This window comes from Desulfosarcina sp. BuS5 (assembly GCF_028752835.1).
Lineage (GTDB): Bacteria > Desulfobacterota > Desulfobacteria > Desulfobacterales > BuS5 > BuS5.
Genome location: NZ_CP087952.1, coordinates 942,774 through 962,368 on the forward strand (window position 1 = coordinate 942,774; position 19,595 = coordinate 962,368).

Below are 19,595 nucleotides of genomic sequence, written 5' to 3' on the forward strand. Positions count from 1 at the left end.
TGTGCCAAACGTAAGATTAAAATTAAGGATTTGATTTCCAAAAGCCGGAAGCGCTACCTCAGCCAGGCAAGGGCAGAAGTCTGTTACCTTGCTGTGGACAAACTGGATTATCGTGGTGATGACGTGGCGCGCATCCTGCGAATAAGTGGCAGAGGTGTGAGCGACTGCCGGCAGAGAGGAAGGAAAATTCTTGACAATACAAAAATTATAGACAATTATCTGAGTAACATACTGTAACAATGTCCCCAATTCTCACCAGGAGGAGCGAGATGGCACAAGTAAGCATTAACATTCCATTAGAAAACATAGCAGATATAATTAACAGCATGGATGTAAAAGAGATAGAGACTCTTTGCCTTTTGCTTAATGATGAAGGGCTGGAATTGATAAAACGAAAAAAAGAAGTGGAAGCAGATGGTTTCAAATTCCTGTCAAGGGATGGAGTGTTCGATGTATAAGGAGCAATATCATCCAGTAGTTAAAAAAGATCTGAGAAAAATTGATATAGGTGTACGAAAAAAAATAAAGAATATATGGCTCCCAAAGCTATTATCGGAACCACATGACGGAAAAGAACTGACTGGGCCGTTGTCTGGCATTCGTTCGTACCATGTTAAAATTGGAAAAGTGCAATATCGAATCGCATATCTGCTTGAAGAAAACGATTTTATTATTAATGTGCTAATGATCGCTAAAAGGGAAAGTTTTTATAAAATCCTCAGAGATCGTATAAAGTAAGTTATATTGGTAATACAGACCTCGGAACGTACAAAGTGAATAGAAATGCGTAAAGCCTTATTATTCAGGTAGTTAGACTATTCTCCAGTAATTTATTGGACAAGCATAATGTTGGACATTCATATGTTTAACCTATTTTATTTTAACTATTTCTTTTATTTAATGTAAATTTATTTTGTAAAAAATATTTTTTTGTGATACCTTATTAAAAATTCACATTGCGTACACCACATTAAGGTATCAATTATGCAAAAACAACTATTTCCAGATATACCAAAGAAAAAAAACGATAACACCAAAATGATTGGCGCAAATTTGTCGTTGGTTTTTAACAGAAGAAATAAGCACATGATTACCCTTAAAAACCGCGATATCATTGTTAAAAAGGTTGATATTTCTGACAAGCCGGCAAAAAAAATATTTGTTGTTGATGCCGTTGAATTGGGTGCGAATAAATCTTTATTGGCTGGTGCCCTTAATATTAGCAGACAAACGATACACAATTACATTGAGAGCAAAAAAAAATTTGGGACAGAAGGCTTATTGGGTGGATATAATCCCAAAATGGGCAAAAATCTTGAACAACATCGCAAGAGCACGCAGCACAAACGCATACAGGGCACCAAGGCTGTCATTCTCGCTAAAGAGAGAAAAGCTAAACGATTAGAAAATCAAAAAAAACAGCAGGAGCTTGATTTTGAATTCGGCGAACAACTTGTTTCAAAAGACGAACAACCATTTAAGAGCCTTCATGATTGGAAATTCACTCGTTTTGCAGGGATATTCCCTTATCTAATTGTTTTAATTAGTACAAATCAATGGCTTAAGCTGATAATGGGTTATTTTGGTTCTGCCTATAAAATATTTTTAGTTTTCTTGTTGATGGTCGCCAATAATATCAAATCCATAGAACAACTGAAAAATATTAACCAGAAAGAAGCGGGGCTTATTTTGGGCCTCAATAAATTGCCTCCAAAAAGAGATGTTTGGCAATGGTTCTATGCAGCTTGTAATTTACGATTTTCCACATCTCTTTGTAAATTATTTTTTAAGCAACAGCTTTTAGGCGGATTGGTCAGTACCTGTATATGGTTTGCAGATGGGCATCTGCTTCCATACACAGGCAGACGAAAAATTCATCTTGCCTTTAATACACAGCGCAAAATGATGATGCCGGGACAAACAAATATAGTTACATGCGATGAAAGTGGTCGTATTGTTGATTTTCAGATTCAAGAAGGAAAAGGCGATCTTAAAACTCATATTGTCGAACTGAAAAAAAAATGGGCCAAGGAACTTACAGAGCCTCCCATCATGGTCTTTGACAGAGAAGGGTATGGCGCTCCATTTTTTAACTCTCTTATTGAAGATAAAATTCCCTTTGTTACTTGGGAAAAACACGTTGATTCAAAAAAACTCAAGGAGTTAGATGATGATTGTTTTAACGAATCCTTTGAGATGAACAACAAAAAATACCGCATTTTCGAGGGTGAAAAGACCTTCACCCTGGAGGAAAATGGTAAAACTAAAACCTTTGAACTCAGGAAAATTTATCTTTGGAATCAGACCAGCAACCGTCGGACATGCTGTCTTGCATGGGATGACGGCAGACCTATAACTACTCTTCAATGCGCACAAGCTATATTGAACCGCTGGGGTGCCTCTGAAAATACATTTAAACACCTCCATGACAGGCATCCTTTTCATTATCACCCCGGCTTTAAAACATTAGATAGCGATAAACAGCTTATAGCAAATCCTGCTATCAAATCCATTGAGAAAGAAATTAAGACCGTACGTAAAAAGCTTGATAAAAAGCATAAAAAAAATTCAAGGACTAAGGAAGTTTTAAACAAAGATGGCTCAAGGCGCGAAAACAGCTTGAAAGCCTGTTTAGAATCAGGAATAAGCCAGTTAGAGGCAGAGCTCACAAAGCTCCTCAATGAGAAAAAACAACTGCCTGAAAAGGTGGATGTTTCTACTCTTGAGGATTATAATTCCTTTAAGAAGATTGATAATGAAGGAAAAAATCTTTTTGATTTTGTTACAGCTTCATTATGGAATGCGCGTAAGGATATGACTGACTGGTTATTGTGTCATTACCCGAATGAAAATGAATATGTGGACTTGTTTTATGCCATCACTCAGTCTCATGGATGGATCAAATCTGAAGCAGACAGAGTGGTTGTCCGATTGGAGCCTCTTCAACAACCAAGCCGCCGAAAAGCGCAGGAACAATTTTGTAAAAGATTGAATGCATTAAGCGCCTATATTCCGATTGGAAAAATATTACAGATTGAAGTTGGTTCGTCACCTATTTAAAAGGAAAGTGTCCAAAAAATTATGCTTAAAATGCTATTTTTTTCCGAGGTCTGTAATAGCGTATTCATCTCTGATTTTACAGCCTGTTCCACTTTAAGTGGGTAACTCTGAAATTATAGACGATTATCTGCCATAACTTCACAATGTAACAGCGTTCCCAATTCCTCATAAAATCAGTGTTCATCCGCGTAAATCCGTGTCCAAAAATATTATTAGCCCATCTTTTTGAGTTTTATGGGCAAATGCTCAAAATAAGCCTCATTTTAGAATTTTCAAAAATTTAATTTGAATGATTTTAATAGGTTAAAAATAATTTGCTCTGGCTTTACCAATGTAGTGCCATAAAATAAAAAATAACTTGACTTTTTATTGATATCCGCCTATATTGGGCAACATGTATATTGGCACTACAGCGACACGTAAGATGATGGACAAGATGATTTCCTTCTGATATATTTGACTCCACTCAAAAATGTGGAGGAAATTATTGTACACTCAAGTTGAACTATATGCCCATAAAAAATTAAGCATTTTATCTGCAACTTAAGCGGGTCAGACCCCGATGAAAGACCATGAAATATGAATATCCAAAGGTGTATCTGAAAGTGAAAGATCTTCAAATTCTCATAAACCAAGGCGAATCCGAACAACTTGAGTTCAAGACGTCTTTTGGAAAAGAGACCATAGAAGCCTTATCCGCTTTTGCCAACAGCCTGGGTGGAACAGTCTTGATAGGCATCAGCGACAAAGGTGAAGTTATTGGGGCAAAAACGACACAGGAAAGTATCCAGAAATGGGTCAATCAGATAAAACACTCGACTTCCCCCGCTATTGTTCCTGATGTTGAACAGTTAACACAAGACGGCAAGACAATCGTCAGCTTATCTGTCATTTCATATCCGATTAAGCCAATCAGCTTTAGAGGAAAATATTATAAAAGGGTTCACAATTCGAATCATCTTATGGATTTGAGTGAAATTGCCAATGAACATCTGAAGACAATTAATCTCAGCTGGGATTTTGCAAAAGATTCAAATCATGGCATTAGTGATATCTCATTGGATAAAGTGAATCGATTTATCGATATTTCAAATCGTTATCGAGATTATCCTATTACTGATGATCCTTTGATCGTGCTCAAAAAATTTGAATTATTGCGTGAAAATTCAATTTCTTTTGGCTGTTTCCTTTTATTTTGTAAACACTCATCCCTGATCTCCACTATTGATGCCGGACGTTTTGATTCGGAAACAATTATTCGGGATAATCTGACAATTCGAGATGATCTTTTTTCAGAGATGGAAACATGTATGACCTTTGTGAAGAAGCACATCAGCAAACGATTTGTCATATCAGGGAAGCCTGAAAGAGATGAGGTCTGGGAATATCCACTTGAAGCCGTCAGAGAAATCCTCGTCAACATGATTGTCCACCGGGATTACCGAGCGCAAGGTGACTCCACCATAAAAATATTTCAAAACCGAATCGAATTTTTTAACCCCGGCCCTTTGCCCAAGGGCATTAATATGCAGGATATCCTTTCAGGAAAAATGGCATCCAATCCCAGGAACAAGCAGATTGCCGCCATCTTCAAAGAAGCGGGAATAATTGAAAAATATGGATCAGGCATCAAACGGGTGCGCCAGGCAATGGCGGATATCGGGTCATCTGAGCCGATATTTGAAATATTGGGTGATAATTTTAAAGTGACGTTGTTTCCAATCAGAGAAACAAAAAGTGGCGGAGTAAGTGGCGGAGTAAGTGGCGGAGTAAGTGGCGGAATAAGTGGCGGAGTAAGCGAATTGTTTGATTTCATCAGAGCCAATCCCGGGCTGAAAACAAAAGATATTAAAGCCGCTATGGACCTACCCCAGAGAACCATGGAGCGATGGCTCGGAGAGCTTCGGAAACAGCACAAGATTAGATTTCAAGGTGCCCCAAAGACAGGTGGATATTATCCAATTGAATAAAGTGGAGATGGGGGATTTCACCACCCAGGGAGTATGGGGACGAGGGAGTATGGGGACGTCTATGATATTATGCTTTACTTAGAAATTATTATATGATACATTTTCTCAAGTTTTCGAAAAATAGTTCCTGTAAAAATTGACATCTGGCATATTTTTTGCTATGCGGCCTTTTTCATAGGAGCAGCAACATCCCCATTAATAACAACTAACTCTTTGTATTTCTTACGATTGCGGTTCATGTTAGCCCTGCTGAATTCAACCAGTTTGTTAACGAAATCCTCATCGGATTGTACTCGCAAGACAAACGCTTCCAAATTTTCGTTTTGCGCTCGGCGAACTATTGAAGGAATCGTTAATGGTTCCTTTGGCAGTTTTCCAACAGTGCATTGCTTGTAATTCTCCAAATGGAGGAGGAAGTCAATCCAGGACACCAGGTACAACGCTAGTGTTGCGCCTTGTTCACTCCTGATAGTGGCTCCCTCCATATCGGACAACTGCTTTGCATTCTTGAAAAACTCCTCAATAACCCAGCGGTGGCTATAAACAGAAATGATTTTGGTGGCTTCCCAGGTGAGACAATTGGTGAGGAGATACTTGATGGTTTGAGTGGCAGGGTCGTGACTTTCAACTATTCGATGTTTGCCAGGTATGGCATTCAAGCGAACTGTTGAAGCCTTGGTTATGTAAAGTGCTTTTTCCTTTTGACCTGTTTCCGGGTCGGCAGGAAATCCACAACGAACAAAGGTTGTTATTTTTTCAAAATATTTTGCTAATCCAACAAGATCGTATTGATATTTTGCTAATCGTCCCTTTGGAGTTAACTTTGGTTCTTTGCATGATTCTCTTATCTTGAGATTAGCTTTTATCTCAAGCACATAGTCAAGATTAAGCCGATTAAGCTCCTTGATAAATGGCGATATTCCAAACCAGGAGTCGGCAAGAACAATACACTTTGGAAACCCTTTTAATATGGCCCACTCCATCATTTCTACTGCAAGATCATATTTGGTTATGCAGTCACACCGTTTACCGCGTTGCCAAGGCATAAGAGTACCGGTTCCCTTGTGATATACTCGAAAAGCAATGGGGAATTTGATAAGTGCCCCATCACTATAATAGAGGAAAACAATGCAAGTTGCTTTTAAATTGGTTCCAAGTGCATGATCGAACAATATGAAAACACCATGAATCCATTTACAAAATTTGGTATGATGTTTCATGGTATCATCTATGATGAAATAGCCATGAGAAATTTTGTATGTGTTGAGTGTCTGAAGCAAATAGAGCATTTGCAATTCATCTGTACAAATTTTTGCATTCGAAAAAAGATAGGAAAGTGTGCTCACTGCTTTCTCTTTCAGCAACATACAGCTAATTTCAGTAAGATGTAGACGTGACCCTAATATTAATGCTGTAGCAACCAAGGTAAAGTCATACATCTGGGCATTCGTCAGTGCGGGTTGAAGAAAAGAGAGACCACTTACAACAAAACCAAGCCGTTTGGCACATGGAATTTTCATTTGTTCTCCTTGATGTATATGTGAGAAAAAAAATGAACCAAACTATTTTGACACGTTTTGTTAATTTTGTCTACTATTATTTTTCGAAAACTTGAGCATTTTAAACATGGCACGAAAAGCGAGAATAGATGCACCTGGAGCATTGCATCATATAATTGTCAGGGGGATAGAACGTAAGAAAATTTTCAGATCAGATTATGATCGGAAAAACTTTTTAAATCGGCTCAATAATTTGATTCCTGAAACACAAACCGAGTGTTTTGCATGGGTATTGATTCCAAATCACGTCCACTTATTATTAAAAACCGGATTGATTCCGGTTTCTGTGTTAATGAGTCGTTTGCTCACCGGATACGCGGTATGTTTCAATAAGAAATACCGTCGCCACGGTCAACTTTTTCAAAACAGGTACAAGTCAATTTTATGCCAGGAAGATATATATCTAAAGGAATTGGTGCGTTATATCCACTTAAACCCGTTGAGGGCGGGTCTTGTGGAAGATATGAAAAGCCTGGATAAATATAAGTGGTGCGGTCACAGTGTTCTGATGAATAAAGCCAGTGAGGAATGGCAGAATATCGATTATGTTTATAAACTGTTTTCCGGCAAAAAAAGATTGGCAATAAAAGGGTATCGAGCGTTTGTGGAAAAAGGTATAAGCGCAGGTAAACGGCAGGATCTTACCGGTGGTGGATTATTAAGGAGTATAGGCGGCTGGTCGGTTCTCAAAGATTTTCGCAAAGCAGGCATACGTGTTAAGGGAGATGAACGCATTTTAGGTGACAGTGATTTTGTTGAAAATGTTTTAAAGGCCGCCGAAGAAGAATTTGAGCAGAAATATGAATTAAGAGCCAAAGGTTATGATTTCAATCGGGTAATACAGCGGGTTGCCGAAGTGATGGGCATGGAGATTGAGCAGGTAACGGCTTTCGGGAAATCACCGCCAACAGTTAAAGCGCGAAGTCTTTTATGTTTTTGGGCTCATCGAAAGCTCGGCATGACAACCATTGAAATTGGAAAAAAGCTGAATATATGCCAATCAGCGGTAAGTCGTTCATCCATAAGAGGTGAAAAAATTGAAAGAGAAAACAGATTTGAGTTGATAGGGTAAAAACGCATAATATCATAGACGTCCCCATACCTGCCCCGTAGATACGGCCCAGATCAATATTGCGGGCGATGAAGTTTCTTGTTTCGCATATCAGCGTGGCGTTTGAATTTGATGGCAGCCTGCCGCGCAGGGAGCGATTTGCCTATCCTTTGCCCGCACTGCGCGAAGCCTTGTTGAATGCTGTTGTGCATCGGGATTACGCTAACTCTTCTGATATCCAAATCAAGATTTTTGATGACCGGATCACTATTTTTAGCCCGGGGAAACTCTTGAACAGGATTCCTCTATTCTATTCTATTCTATTCTTTAGCCATCCCTTAACTGGGCGCCTTTGCGTGAGGAATATAAAATATGAACATACCGTATCCTGGAGCTATCAGGCCTGTGGTTATACCGACATACAAAGAAGTGTTTCAAGGTTCAAAAAATTTGAATATTAGTAACCGTTCACGGGTATAAATGCCCCCTTTAAATATTGGAATGGCAGGAAATGGTTGGGCCTATGAATAAACGGTATATAGTATCGCTGTCTTCAAGGATGAAAAAATTTTAGGGATATACTACTACGCCTACCGATTCATCTTTGATGAGGATGTTGGATTATAAAGAGACAAAAAAAGAAATTCTTGCATTTGATCACTACTTAGGAAATCTCGTTCTCATTTCATGATCAGTGTAAGAATAAGCGCATCACCTATGATTGTCCTCTGCGAAATATACACGGAATATTCGAAATCAGTGGCCAGTCGATCACGCAGTGGCGGAATGTCAAATCAACTCCAGGTTTTTTAATAGACTGATTCCGAGGGATTCCTATCGTAAATTCACTATGAGGTATCAGGTATAAGGGATGGGGCGGGATCATTCTTGAAGTACGCCTTAACTGCTTCCAATATAAAATTGAATGCTGATCGGCCTTGTAATGCGCATGTTGCAATTACAGTCCATAACCGTTCGCAACTTTTTCGTCCTTTGATACTGCGTGTACCGTGAGTTACGTAACGATCTATTACGATAAATCGGATTGCCTGTTCTGCCACATTGTTGGTAGGGCCTATTTCGGGAGTTGTGATAAATTCAAAATATTCTTTACCATGCTTGCGGAATCGGTTGGCCATATTTTTGGCTTCCCGTTTTTCTTCTTTACCGTCTTTATTCAGTCGACTCGGAACATCCTCCAAGGCTGCTGTAATAATTCTTGCCTTAGCCTTTTCAAGAGCATTGGTGAAGTCTTCCGGGATTATATTGTCACGATCATGAATAACCTTGAACATATTTCGGACTTCATCCAGAAGTTTTTCGCCATATGCTTTTGTTTCTTTATCTGGCAAAGTTGTTAAAAACCGGATGTCCCGAATCAAGTGGGCGATACAAAACTGTATAGTAACGTTAAAATCCTTCATATACTTGCGATACGCCGAAAAATAATCACAACCCAGTACTCCGTTGAACTCTTTACCCAAAACATCAATTAAAATTTTTGATCCACGGGACTTGTCGATTTTGAACAGCACATACATTTCAGCCTTGAAAACCCATGTCCAAAACTTGTCTTTGTTTTCCTTATGGCCGGTTTCATCGACATTTACTGCTTCCTCGAAAGGTAAACGATTGAGCAATTCACTGTATGGCGCTTCCAGGGACTGACTTACTTTTTCAATTACTTTTCGCAGATATCCACGGGAAACATTTTCTCCAAGGACGTCTCGGATAAATTTTCTGATTGTGGAAAACGATGCATGACAGACATTTTTCATATAGGCAACCAAGGCTGTCAAGCGCTCTTTGAAGAGCCCTTCCTTGACTATATTAGCAGGAAAAGGCATGTAATGAATTTGCTGACATTTCTCGCACCATACCGGATACGAACGATGTTCTTCTTTGATTATCGGCAGCTCCGGCAGTTCCATTTGTTGGATAATACGAGGAGGCGCATCAATTATATGAACTTCCCCATCGCATACAGGGCAAACAGTTAGTATGTATGGATGAGTTTTGTTTATCTCATCCTCGGTGAAGGGAGTACGAAGATGCCTCTCATGTCCGGGTTGGCCTCCGATCTTACGATTTCCTTCTTTTTGATTTTTTGGCTTTGTGATCTCATCAGAAGAAGGGCGTTTGCTGGAATTAGATGAGTTTTTTGAAAGCTTGGCAACCTTGACCTCCAAAGCCTTTATCTGCTCTTCCTGAAATTCAATAGTATTGCTTAAATCACACAGGATTTTGACCGTAACTTTCAGCCCGGCATTATACAAAGCCAATGCTTCATCATGCGTCATGACATAACTCCCTGCGAAAGTTTTTAGTCAAGGGATAAACATAAACAGCCTTTTTGGAAAGTAGTGGTTGCTTTGATTTGCTGAGCTTGCCCTGACCGGTTGTCTGCCCCACACAGATCCAATTATCCGCTTTATAACAGGTACCGCGGTAGCGCTCTGTGTCAACAAAGGTTTCAAGCAGATAAACCGGATGATGATATAAAGTTTTCCAATCTTGTAACAAGCGATGACGGTTCAATGCCAATAAATATGATGCCAAACAAGGGACTTGAACCCATGGCAGGATCAAAAAACGGAGATTGTTGGCGATTAGATGAAGATTGTTCTCTCTAATCTTTTTGCTCCAGCCAATGAAACGATCTCGTGCTCCAATATACCATGGCGCTGACCCCCATGCCAAACACGCAATAGGGCGATTATGAGAAAATGCAATATATTTGAGATGCTCCCCAACTGGTTGAGTATAACCAAGATAATGGTACTCACTTACAAGACCATTGAATATCTTCTCAAAAGAAGTTCTGCGAACCTGGTCAAGTTTTATAGGAAACAGGTCTTCGACAGAACAATGAACAGGAGTTTTATCGACTATTACCCAGGATGTTTTTTTTCGCTTTGCAAGAGGGTTGGGAGGGGTACATTTTCGGGCAGGCAGTTTAATAAAACCCTTTGATTCCAAAAGAAGCAGCAGGCTTCGGCAGATCATATCTTTAAGAACACCATTAGACTGTCTCCAGTTCCATTCCCTGCAGACTTCTTGAGAAATGAAGCGTCTGCTTTTGTCAGGATGTGATTCAATAATCCGCCTGACGGTCGCTATATTTTGCCTGGTGACTGATCGCCTCCGATATGTTATGACTGATTCCATTCCTGACACTATAAACCATCAGGCACTGGAACGCAAAATTTTTCTTAAAAAAATTTGCGGTTAGATATTAAATTTTAAACTCAAAACGATTATTGCCCGTGAACGGTTACGAATATTATTACAAAAAAATTTTGCAAAAACCTATTAATAAAAATATATTGGAAGCTCTTGGTAGAGAATTCAACCAGCTTGCCATAGAAGGCGTGTTGGCCGCTCCGTTCGTTGATGGTGCATTGGAAACTTTGGAACAGCTCAGAAAACAGTGTATTCCGGCTTTTGTTGTATCGGGCACGCCGGATGAGGAAATCAAAGTTATCGCGAAAAAGAGAAATATAGCCCTTTACTTTCTGGAGGTACACGGTTCTCCGAGAAAAAAAGAGGGGATTGTTAAGGATATCGCAGGACGTTATGGGTATAAGCTGGGAGATTGCTTGTTCGTTGGTGATGCCATAACGGATTTTGATGCGGCTCAAGATTGTGGAACTAAATTTCTTAGGGTTGTTAATGATGAAGAACGATCACCATTTCCGCCTGGGACGGAGATCAGTTAAAGAATCTTGATATTGTGAGACAGTTTTCGTATTTTGGAAAAGGTTTCAATTATCGCCAAGGTAGCCTGAATCGCTTGCGGGCTTTTGAGGATGGTGGCCAGCATGTATAAGCATTTTTCTGTGAATGCCTTTGAATTTTTATGTTTTCAGCCTGTTATTATGGCGAGATCCCATGACCTTTAACCTTTTTTTGTTCTGCATTACAAGATTCGTCTATCCTTCAATATGTTGAGACATCTCACAACAAATTCCTCAATTTCCAATTTCTCTTTAGTAAGTACATGGAGGGCAGGATAAACGTGAGCAACAATCCTTGATGCTGAAAAGTGAAGAACTTATCGCTGAACTCCTTGATGACGATCTGCAAATAACCGACACAGAAACAAACATAGATAGAACTGAATTTTGCCGTTTCAAAGTTTAAGCACAAAATAAAAAAGAAAAATAAATGAGAAAAACATGCATTGTCATTTAATATAACTCATTGAATTTATTGCACGTAAATTTGATCTAAAATTTTCACTTTCAATAAAATTCAGGAAGTTATGACATGATCTGCTCAATGTCAGTTATTATGAAAATTTTGCAAAAACCGGGACCCTTCAGATTTAGTAAATACTAAAGTTGATTTTAAATCAGTAGTGTCCGGTTAAGTTTTTGCATATAGCATTTGCTCTTTGATAATCAGATTATTAGACCATACGTTTTTTTCGTCAGTACGTAATTCGTTCTGGATGGTATTTCTAAGCTGACGAATCCTCTTTATTGATACAGGTTCATTAAACTGTTCATGGCAGTATATGGCCATAAGCAGGTAGGTTATTAACCCCGCAAGGATTTGAACCATCAGGCCATATCTACTGTGAGCAATCAAGTGGTACACTTTTAAATGTTTCTTCCACCATTTGAAAAAAGTTTCGATATCCCATCTAAGCTTATAAACGGTTGCAACCTGCTCGGCTGTAAGATCATAACGATCAGTTGCCACAAAATATTTGACACCGGCAATTTTATAACCAACCAGTCGAACCGGCTTTCTGGTCTGGTTTACCCCAGGAGTGCCAAGAAGAACCACAGCTGGGGTGTCCAAAAACTCAGTTTTGTGGCTACTTTTTTTGCTCAACTTTTGGCCCTATCATGAGTGCGATTAATATCTTGGCACATTGTTGGGGTCATGAAATGCAGCATTAAAATTATCTTCCCCAACCAAATCCCGGCATTCTTTGCACTCCTGCCATATCCCTGAATGGCTGTTATTGTAATGAAAATGGCAGAGACCCTCGTGCTCGTGATGATATTGGCAATAATCTCCACCTTTTATAGATGCAAAAGAAGTGTCACAGCAAATCCATTGGTCACAACATTTTGTTTTTATTAAAGGAACAGAATCGTTTCCACAAAAGCTACAATGTTTGCCAGGGATTATTTTTACTTGCAATCTATCATATGTCATTCAGGCACCTTCAATATTTTCAGTAAAATTTGCGTAGACCATAACAAAATGCCGTCAATAATTCAAAATTGCTGATTGAAAAAAATTATTATTCCCTATATATTCAAATATTTTAACCAAAAAGATGGTTATTGCTATGAGTAAAGTTTCAAAATTAAAAAAAGTAGAACTGCCTGGAAAGACAAAGCAGTTGATCGTACTCGTATAATTAAGTATGGGGTGTCCAAAAACTCAGTTTTGTGGCTACTTTTTTTGCTCAACTTTTGGCCCTATCATGAGTGCGATTAATATCTTGGCACATTGTTGGGGTCATGAAATGCAGCATTAAAATTATCTTCCCCAACCAAATCCCGGCATTCTTTGCACTCCTGCCATATCCCTGAATGGCTGTTATTGTAATGAAAATGGCAGAGACCCTCGTGCTCGTGATGATATTGGCAATAATCTCCACCTTTTATAGATGCAAAAGAAGTGTCACAGCAAATCCATTGGTCACAACATTTTGTTTTTATTAAAGGAACAGAATCGTTTCCACAAAAGCTACAATGTTTGCCAGGGATTATTTTTGCTTGCAATCTATCATATGTCATTCAGGCACCTTCAATATTTTCAGTAAAATTTGCGTAGACCATAACAAAATGCCGTCAATAATTCAAAATTGCTGATTGAAAAAAATTATTATTCCCTATATATTCAAATATTTTAACCAAAAAGATGGTTATTGCTATGAGTAAAGTTTCAAAATTAAAAAAAGTAGAACTGCCTGGAAAGACAAAGCAGTTGATCGTACTCGTATAATTAAGTATCAGAAAGCTGAGCTGAAACGTACTAAAAATGAACGAAATAAATACAAGTCTGAACTCCGGAAAAATAGACAAGAATTAGAACAAGAACGTAAAAAGAACACATTGTCGGTTAATAGTAAGGAGGAATTGATTTTTATTTCTTTACGCCTATTTTTGGTCGGACACGTTGGATTCAGAGCAATATCAAGAATGTTTGGCATTTTACAAGCATACCTTGGGATAACCAAAATACCGTGCCCTCAAACGATCATTAACTGGGTCACCAGATATTCACTATCAAAAATCTGGAACTATAAAGGGCTTTCTTCTGTTTCTTTTGATATGGATAAGATTGTAAATGGTGCTATTTGGATGATAGATACCTCAATAGCATTGGGAGCTGGTAAAATTCTTGCTATTTTGGAGCTTAGAACTGATCATTTTAAAAATCATGAAGGTGCTCCAACTCTTGAAAACATCAATTGTGTAGCAATTTCAGTGGCGAAATCATGGACTGGAGAATCCATTGCAAATTTTTTACAAAAGGTGATTCTCATCACCGGAAAACCTGCTGCATATTTGAAAGACGGAGGAATGGACCTCATGAAAGGTGTCAGACTCCTAAATGAAAGAGGATTTTCAAGTTTCTCCATTGATGATATTTCTCATGTTGTTGCCAATCTATTAAAAAAAGAATATACAAAACATCCTTCGTATGACTGTTTTATCTCTGCTTGCGGACAAGCCTCAAAAAAATTTAAGCAAACAGTACTTGCATTTTTTGCACCCCCAAAGGTTTCGACAAAAGCTCGATTCATGAATATTCATCGAATGGTGAAATGGGCTGAAATGGTTCTTAAGCACTCACCACGGGGGCGAGTTTCAAAGGACTCTGTAGTTTCAAAACTTAGGAATTATCTTGGTAAACTTCCTGAATATAAACAGTTTATCAAGCGATTTCTTCGTGATGCATCTCCTCTTTTAAAAAGCCAGGAAATTCTTAAAGCTCAAGGCTTGAATATGAAAACCTACAAAGAGTGCAAAGAACTTTTAAAAAATATCCCTCAAAGCTCTCAAGTACGTATCGGTTTTATTACCTGGATGGAAAAACAATTAATAGTCGCTGAATCATTGGGCATGGGCAATACTGGAATGCCTATTTGTTCTGATAATATTGAATCCCTGTTTGGACTTGGTAAAACACATGGTACAGGAGAAGTAAAAGATGCAAACCGAATTGCACTTCGTTTACCGGCTTTTTGCGGATCTGTGAATAGAGAATCCGTTCGGATGGCAATGGGCGTTACAGTAAAGGAACAACAGGAAGTTGAAAATAAGTTGTTGTCTTTAACTCGGCAGCGCCGAAAAATTTTACCAACCCCCGGAAGCCTTACAGATAGTTTGTCAACTGAGTTTGACTGTGGTTTAACTCTTCTACCGGTGCCAAAAAATGATGAAAAATCAAAAGATGTAACTGATATTACAGCAAATTTTGAACAATTAGGTGGGCCCGTAAATAAGTTTACAAAACAACCTTATGCGCCCAATAATGCTGAATATAATAACCGTGCCGCAGCTTAATAAGCATTTGTTTGACCACATTCAAATATAAATAATGGGTATTATCAACATGTTAATGCTTTGTTTATAAATGGAGCAAATTGACATACATAACTTATATTCTGAAGGGGGGGCCAAATCCTGAGCAAGCTAATTATGGGGATTTAGACACCCCAGACCAACATATCAGTATTGTTCCTATAACGATAGCTGTAGGATATGCAAGAAAGGCTGCAAAATAAAATGGGCCAAACAGTAGTCCAATGATTAAATCTTGAGATTTGGAAAAGGTAGTGTCGTTGTCAAAAATGACTGATCCAATAAGCGTTATTAAAAAATACCATAATGCACCAATAGCAGCACTCCGCAAATAATTCATATGTAACATTCTATTGCCCAAAAAAAGGGTTAAATTTCTTTTCAAGTTGCTTTATACACTTTTCTTGCTTTAAGGCATAACGACTGGCATAACCTGCTGGGTTTGAGCGCCAGCGAAAACCCAGTCAAGGTTCATGCCCTGGTTATAAGGCCTTATATTTCGATTAAAGTTTTCTATTGACAACAAAGATTTCATGGCGTACCATATGAACATATAGCACCATTTGTACATATCATTCATTTGAGGTGATTACCATGCTTAAAAAAATTACAACCGCTGATGCAAGAAAAAAATTTGCCAATATTATTAACCAGGTTGCATTTGGAAATGAGTCCTTTGTCTTGACCCGACGGGGCGAACCTATTGCCGCCATTGTGTCCATGAAAGAGCTTAAATTGCTGCAAGATTTAGAGGACCGAATTGATATAGAAGATGCATGGAAATCTAAAAATGAACCCGGTGAACCGATCCCCTGGGAAGTGCTGAAAAAGGAACTCGAAATTTGAAATATAGGATAGAAGTCAAGAGATCTGCGGCAAAAGCGCTCAAGAAGATTTCTAAACCTGACCAAAAACGTATAAGCAAGGCTATTGACAATCTCGCTGAAAACCTTCCGAACCCGGATACAACCAAGATGAAGGGAAACAACCCCTTTCACAAAATCCGAGTCGGAGATTATCGGATTGTTTATGAGATTCAAGATGATGTCCTATTGATTCTGATTGTCAAAATTGGCCACCGTAAAGATATATACAGAAACCTCACCTAAAATTATTTCCTTATATTTTGAGCCTTATAACGACAAGGGTCACTTGCCGACATGAAGCAAGGCCGAAGGCCGCAGCGGAATGGCGGTCAAGTGCACCCAATTGTTAAGTGCCTTATTTTACTAACTTATGTATGGGATATCTGAACACATTATTTCAATTTTTGTTTTTCGTAACATAACCTCTAATGTTTTAGCTCTTAATTCTTTTTCTCTATGGGGACCTACGATAATCTTTTCTATTGGTAGTATTATTTCATCAGAGTCAAATAACTCTATATATGGCACATTTAATCCATTTTTTGATTTAAATAATATAGTTTTGTCTTTTTTGCTAGAATTGTTGTTTGTATCTAATGATAAATTATTACTTGGTAGAGCAACTATTCTTACTTCGTTTTCCTCTTTGAAACCACGATGTTTATAACGTGTAATACAGCGCAAAAAAGAGTAGTATCCCTTCAAAATAGTTTCTTCAGTTTCCCCTTTCCATAAATCAGGATTGAACATTTTTATTGCATCCATTGCTAATACGCCTAAATCATCAGATAGCTCTTTTTCTAATTTATCTTTATCATCACTATAGATTAAATCTGATATATGTATATGATTATATTGATAATTCGCGAATTCATATTTACATAATTCTTCAATTTCTTTTGTATCAAACACCAAAGCACAACCACCATCAACACCATACGCTCGCCATTGACTTAATAACCCATTATCATTGATATACTTTTCTTTATGCTCTCCACAAAAAGAAAGAATATAAATTTCATCACCCGTTGCTGAATATTGAGCAGTGACAAATGCATCTGTATCATGCTTGGCATTCTGATGTATTCCTCCAGTAGTTTTAATGTCTGCTAAAATATGTGGATATTGGCTAACAACTCTTTCATATGATTGTAATACATATGGATAAAGAAAAGAAATTAGTGGTTTTTTGAACAAGATGATTTCACTAAAATCATTAAGAAATTTATAGTGTGTGGACCAAAGACGCTGAGATTTAATTATTTCTAACACGCCATTCCAAGTCGTATAATGATATATCTTTTTATAGACTTCAGATGTTTTTCTCATTTTATTAAAAGCACTTAACGACAAGGGTCACTTGCCGACATGAGCGCAGCGAAATGTCGGTCAAGTGGACCCGATTGTTATACGCCTCCTTACTTTCCATATGCTTGCATTTCTTGATTTGCCGGATAGTCTGGAATAATATGGATCCCATTAGTATATATTTTCAAATGTGCCACAATCATGTTTTTGGAAGCCAATGGAATGTACCATGCACTTTCCGGCGCTCTATATTCGGCACCATTCAAAATTTTAAGGCTACTGACGATGGTTGCTATATTACGCTTTATATTTTCAATAATTTGTGGAGACACTCCTGTCTCTACAACATGAATGCCAAGCGGTAATATAGAACCGGAAGATGGGTTGAAATGTAAAACAGCTACCGCTGTTCCGTCATAAACAATAGCTGCTTTAACTTCAACTTCACCCCGAAGGCCGGTCATACTCCAAACCTTCCCAGCCGATAAATATGCCTTTGCTTTTTGGGCAGTAGCAACTGCAAGCGAAGCGTTATTTATTATATCCTGATAGACTCCAGTTGAAGGACTACCTGGTTGGGGAGGTGGTGGGGGAGGCGGTGTCAATCCGGGAGCAGGTGGTGGAGATTGCACCACTCCTTGCGGTGGTGGAGGTGGAACTTGTCCCGGAGGTGGAGGAGGAGGTACTAACGTGTGGCCATATCCAGAAACAGTTGGCCTATCAAGTAATGGCGGCTTATCTTGTGCGTTTACCATAGTTATACCTCCTATCAAAAACAATGCTAATAGAATTACAATCTGTCGAGATTTATTCATGATCTTCTCCTTTACTTCTATTTTTTAGACTTTGTACATCTTTTTCCAATGATTCAAGCCTTGTACTGATAACAGTAAGCTTATGCCAGATAAAATAGCCAACAGCAGCGACCATAACAAATAACAATATACCAGTACCGCCTGGACCGAACATGGGTGGCATTGGGCCACTTGGAGCGCATCCAGTTAAGAATCCGGCGCCTGCCGCTCCGACGAAGATGAGTTTTGGTAAATTTCTCATAAGACCTCCTGTTTTCACGTATAACGCTTGAGTTCAGGGGCAAGCGGGATTTACAGCTATGAATTTTGAATAAATTGGGATTTGGCCAGCAAGACTGAATTTCAAAAAACCACGCTGCCCGCTTGTCCCTTGAAACGATTTGTTATGTGAAATTAAATACTTATTGTGTCAGCAACTCTTTAAATATATCGTAATCGTGATCTGTTAAAGAAAACTTTTCTAAAAGTTTGTTTAGTATTTTGTCAGAATTAAACCAAGATATAAATTCATCAACACTATCAGCAAAGCCTCTTCTGCATTTGTCTGAAATAGTTTCATAATCTTGAACTTCAGGAAATAATCTATGTGTTTGGTGAATTGCCGAAGGGTAATCAAGACCTTGTTTCATAAAATACAAAACGCCATATATATGCCTTAATCTAGTTTCCAAGTGACTTTCAAATGGAATATTTGCGATTTTTGCTGAAGGTGAAGCCCCTCCAAAGGATTGGTAATTTGGTCTTTGATTTTGAGGGCGGATTATTTTTCTTTTGGGCGTTCTTTTTTGTTTCTCAGTTGTAACAATTTGTTGTTTTATTTCTCCTTTTCTTGAAATTTCAATTTTTACTTGCTGAAGTGCATCCGAGAATGTCTCATCATCCGTGTCTGGGAACTCATTTCTCAGGTAACCTATTACTTTCTGTTTTATTTCGAATCCAATTAACTGCTGAACTAATGAATTCACTTCTCTTTTTTTGTTAAATTTATGGAGCTTGTTTTTTAAATATTCATCATGCCTATTTTCCGCCAAACTACCTTTATTAAAAAATTTTACAAAAGTTATTCCTTTCTCTGATTGTTTTTCAAAATCAATTCTTTCTAACAATATTGGATCAGAGTGAGGATTTAATGGGCCATCATAAAAAACTCTCAGATCTGAGCCAATTAAAAATCCGAAATCGGATTTCATTTGCCTCATGTAAGACCTCAATTGCCCTATTACATAGTCCTTCGTTATATCCTCTGCAGGACGCTTGACTTCCACAACAATCAAAGATTTTCTATTATTGTCCAGTAGTGTCCGGTTAGGTTTTTGCATGTTATATGGGATAAAAAAATTAGAAAAATGTTCATTTTTTACTTGACAAACCAAATAAAAATTTTTTATCGTTTTGTTATAAAATATAATT

General features: G+C 38.1%; 20 protein-coding genes and 1 pseudogene. 11 read left to right on the top strand and 10 right to left on the bottom strand.

Annotated features, from left to right (window positions below):
- Nucleotides 1–30 precede the first annotated feature (30 nt).
- The 5 genes from BuS5_RS04605 to BuS5_RS04625 all read left to right on the top strand — a co-directional run bounded on the left by BuS5_RS04605 (nucleotide 31) and on the right by BuS5_RS04625 (nucleotide 5,030).
- Entirely contained in the window at nucleotides 31–237 is a 207-nt protein-coding gene (locus BuS5_RS04605) for a hypothetical protein (protein ID WP_027355087.1), read from the top strand.
- A gap of 32 nt (nucleotides 238–269) precedes the next feature.
- A complete protein-coding gene (locus tag BuS5_RS04610; protein ID WP_027355088.1) occupies nucleotides 270–458 on the top strand; it encodes a hypothetical protein in 189 nt (62 codons plus the stop codon).
- Complete coding sequence (locus tag BuS5_RS04615) at nucleotides 451–738, top strand: type II toxin-antitoxin system RelE family toxin (RefSeq protein ID WP_027355089.1); 288 nt, start codon at nucleotides 451–453, stop codon at nucleotides 736–738. The genes BuS5_RS04610 and BuS5_RS04615 overlap by 8 nt, the downstream gene beginning before the upstream one ends.
- 246 nt (nucleotides 739–984) lie before the next feature.
- Nucleotides 985–3,060 carry a putative transposase gene (locus BuS5_RS04620; protein ID WP_274427741.1) on the top strand — a complete coding sequence of 692 codons (2,076 nt, stop codon included), beginning with the start codon at nucleotides 985–987 and terminating at the stop codon, nucleotides 3,058–3,060.
- A gap of 572 nt (nucleotides 3,061–3,632) precedes the next feature.
- A complete protein-coding gene (locus BuS5_RS04625; protein ID WP_051375240.1) occupies nucleotides 3,633–5,030 on the top strand; it encodes an RNA-binding domain-containing protein in 1,398 nt (465 codons plus the stop codon).
- 158 nt (nucleotides 5,031–5,188) lie between these two features.
- Here BuS5_RS04625 and BuS5_RS04630 read toward each other — a convergent pair whose 3' ends face one another.
- Entirely contained in the window at nucleotides 5,189–6,550 is a 1,362-nt protein-coding gene (locus tag BuS5_RS04630) for a transposase (RefSeq protein WP_274427698.1), read from the bottom strand.
- Between the two features lie 106 nt (nucleotides 6,551–6,656).
- Here BuS5_RS04630 and BuS5_RS04635 point away from each other — a divergent pair, with 106 nt between their 5' ends.
- Nucleotides 6,657–7,661, top strand: coding sequence for a transposase (locus BuS5_RS04635; protein ID WP_274428044.1), 1,005 nt, complete (start codon nucleotides 6,657–6,659; stop codon nucleotides 7,659–7,661).
- 68 nt (nucleotides 7,662–7,729) lie between these two features.
- Complete coding sequence (locus BuS5_RS04640; RefSeq protein WP_274428045.1) at nucleotides 7,730–8,101, top strand: ATP-binding protein; 372 nt, start codon at nucleotides 7,730–7,732, stop codon at nucleotides 8,099–8,101.
- A 387-nt stretch (nucleotides 8,102–8,488) separates the two neighbouring features.
- Here the strand turns inward: BuS5_RS04640 and tnpC are convergent, their stop codons facing one another.
- Together tnpC and BuS5_RS04650 are read right to left on the bottom strand one after the other, a co-directional pair.
- Nucleotides 8,489–9,940 (bottom strand): IS66 family transposase, encoded by a 1,452-nt coding sequence (gene tnpC / locus BuS5_RS04645; protein WP_274427794.1) that lies wholly within the window; start codon nucleotides 9,938–9,940, stop codon nucleotides 8,489–8,491.
- Nucleotides 9,930–10,808: a DUF4338 domain-containing protein gene (locus tag BuS5_RS04650; RefSeq protein WP_274427795.1), complete on the bottom strand. Its 879-nt coding sequence runs from the start codon at nucleotides 10,806–10,808 to the stop codon at nucleotides 9,930–9,932. Before BuS5_RS04650 ends, tnpC begins: the two co-directional genes overlap by 11 nt.
- A 98-nt stretch (nucleotides 10,809–10,906) precedes the next feature.
- On the opposite strand from BuS5_RS04650, the gene BuS5_RS04655 reads away from it, so the two are divergent.
- Nucleotides 10,907–11,359: an HAD family hydrolase gene (locus BuS5_RS04655; protein ID WP_027355183.1), complete on the top strand. Its 453-nt coding sequence runs from the start codon at nucleotides 10,907–10,909 to the stop codon at nucleotides 11,357–11,359.
- Between the two features lie 649 nt (nucleotides 11,360–12,008).
- Here the strand turns inward: BuS5_RS04655 and BuS5_RS04660 are convergent.
- The 3 genes and pseudogenes from BuS5_RS04660 to BuS5_RS04670 form a co-directional block, all read right to left on the bottom strand.
- A pseudogene (locus BuS5_RS04660) lies at nucleotides 12,009–12,434 on the bottom strand (transposase); the annotation flags it as partial.
- 72 nt (nucleotides 12,435–12,506) lie between these two features.
- A complete protein-coding gene (locus BuS5_RS04665; protein ID WP_274427819.1) occupies nucleotides 12,507–12,812 on the bottom strand; it encodes a hypothetical protein in 306 nt (101 codons plus the stop codon).
- Between the two features lie 284 nt (nucleotides 12,813–13,096).
- Entirely contained in the window at nucleotides 13,097–13,402 is a 306-nt protein-coding gene (locus BuS5_RS04670; RefSeq protein WP_274427721.1) for a hypothetical protein, read from the bottom strand.
- A 405-nt stretch (nucleotides 13,403–13,807) separates the two neighbouring features.
- On the opposite strand from BuS5_RS04670, the gene BuS5_RS04675 reads away from it, so the two are divergent.
- The 3 genes from BuS5_RS04675 (at nucleotide 13,808) to BuS5_RS04685 (ending at nucleotide 16,305) form a co-directional block, all read left to right on the top strand.
- On the top strand, nucleotides 13,808–15,178 hold the full coding sequence (locus BuS5_RS04675) for a hypothetical protein (RefSeq protein WP_274427705.1): 1,371 nt from the start codon (nucleotides 13,808–13,810) through the stop codon (nucleotides 15,176–15,178).
- Between the two features lie 612 nt (nucleotides 15,179–15,790).
- Nucleotides 15,791–16,042, top strand: coding sequence for a type II toxin-antitoxin system Phd/YefM family antitoxin (locus BuS5_RS04680; RefSeq protein WP_027355125.1), 252 nt, complete (start codon nucleotides 15,791–15,793; stop codon nucleotides 16,040–16,042).
- On the top strand, nucleotides 16,039–16,305 hold the full coding sequence (locus BuS5_RS04685) for a type II toxin-antitoxin system RelE family toxin (protein WP_027355126.1): 267 nt from the start codon (nucleotides 16,039–16,041) through the stop codon (nucleotides 16,303–16,305). Before BuS5_RS04680 ends, BuS5_RS04685 begins: the two co-directional genes overlap by 4 nt.
- A 120-nt stretch (nucleotides 16,306–16,425) precedes the next feature.
- Here the strand turns inward: BuS5_RS04685 and BuS5_RS04690 are convergent, their stop codons facing one another.
- The 4 genes from BuS5_RS04690 to BuS5_RS04705 form a co-directional block, all read right to left on the bottom strand.
- Nucleotides 16,426–17,391 carry a DUF2971 domain-containing protein gene (locus BuS5_RS04690; protein ID WP_157487501.1) on the bottom strand — a complete coding sequence of 322 codons (966 nt, stop codon included), beginning with the start codon at nucleotides 17,389–17,391 and terminating at the stop codon, nucleotides 16,426–16,428.
- 89 nt (nucleotides 17,392–17,480) lie between these two features.
- Entirely contained in the window at nucleotides 17,481–18,185 is a 705-nt protein-coding gene (locus BuS5_RS04695) for a hypothetical protein (protein ID WP_274428046.1), read from the bottom strand.
- On the bottom strand, nucleotides 18,178–18,426 hold the full coding sequence (locus tag BuS5_RS04700; protein WP_027355009.1) for a hypothetical protein: 249 nt from the start codon (nucleotides 18,424–18,426) through the stop codon (nucleotides 18,178–18,180). The genes BuS5_RS04695 and BuS5_RS04700 overlap by 8 nt, the downstream gene beginning before the upstream one ends.
- A gap of 160 nt (nucleotides 18,427–18,586) precedes the next feature.
- Nucleotides 18,587–19,504 carry a hypothetical protein gene (locus tag BuS5_RS04705; RefSeq protein WP_274428047.1) on the bottom strand — a complete coding sequence of 306 codons (918 nt, stop codon included), beginning with the start codon at nucleotides 19,502–19,504 and terminating at the stop codon, nucleotides 18,587–18,589.
- Nucleotides 19,505–19,595 lie beyond the last annotated feature (91 nt).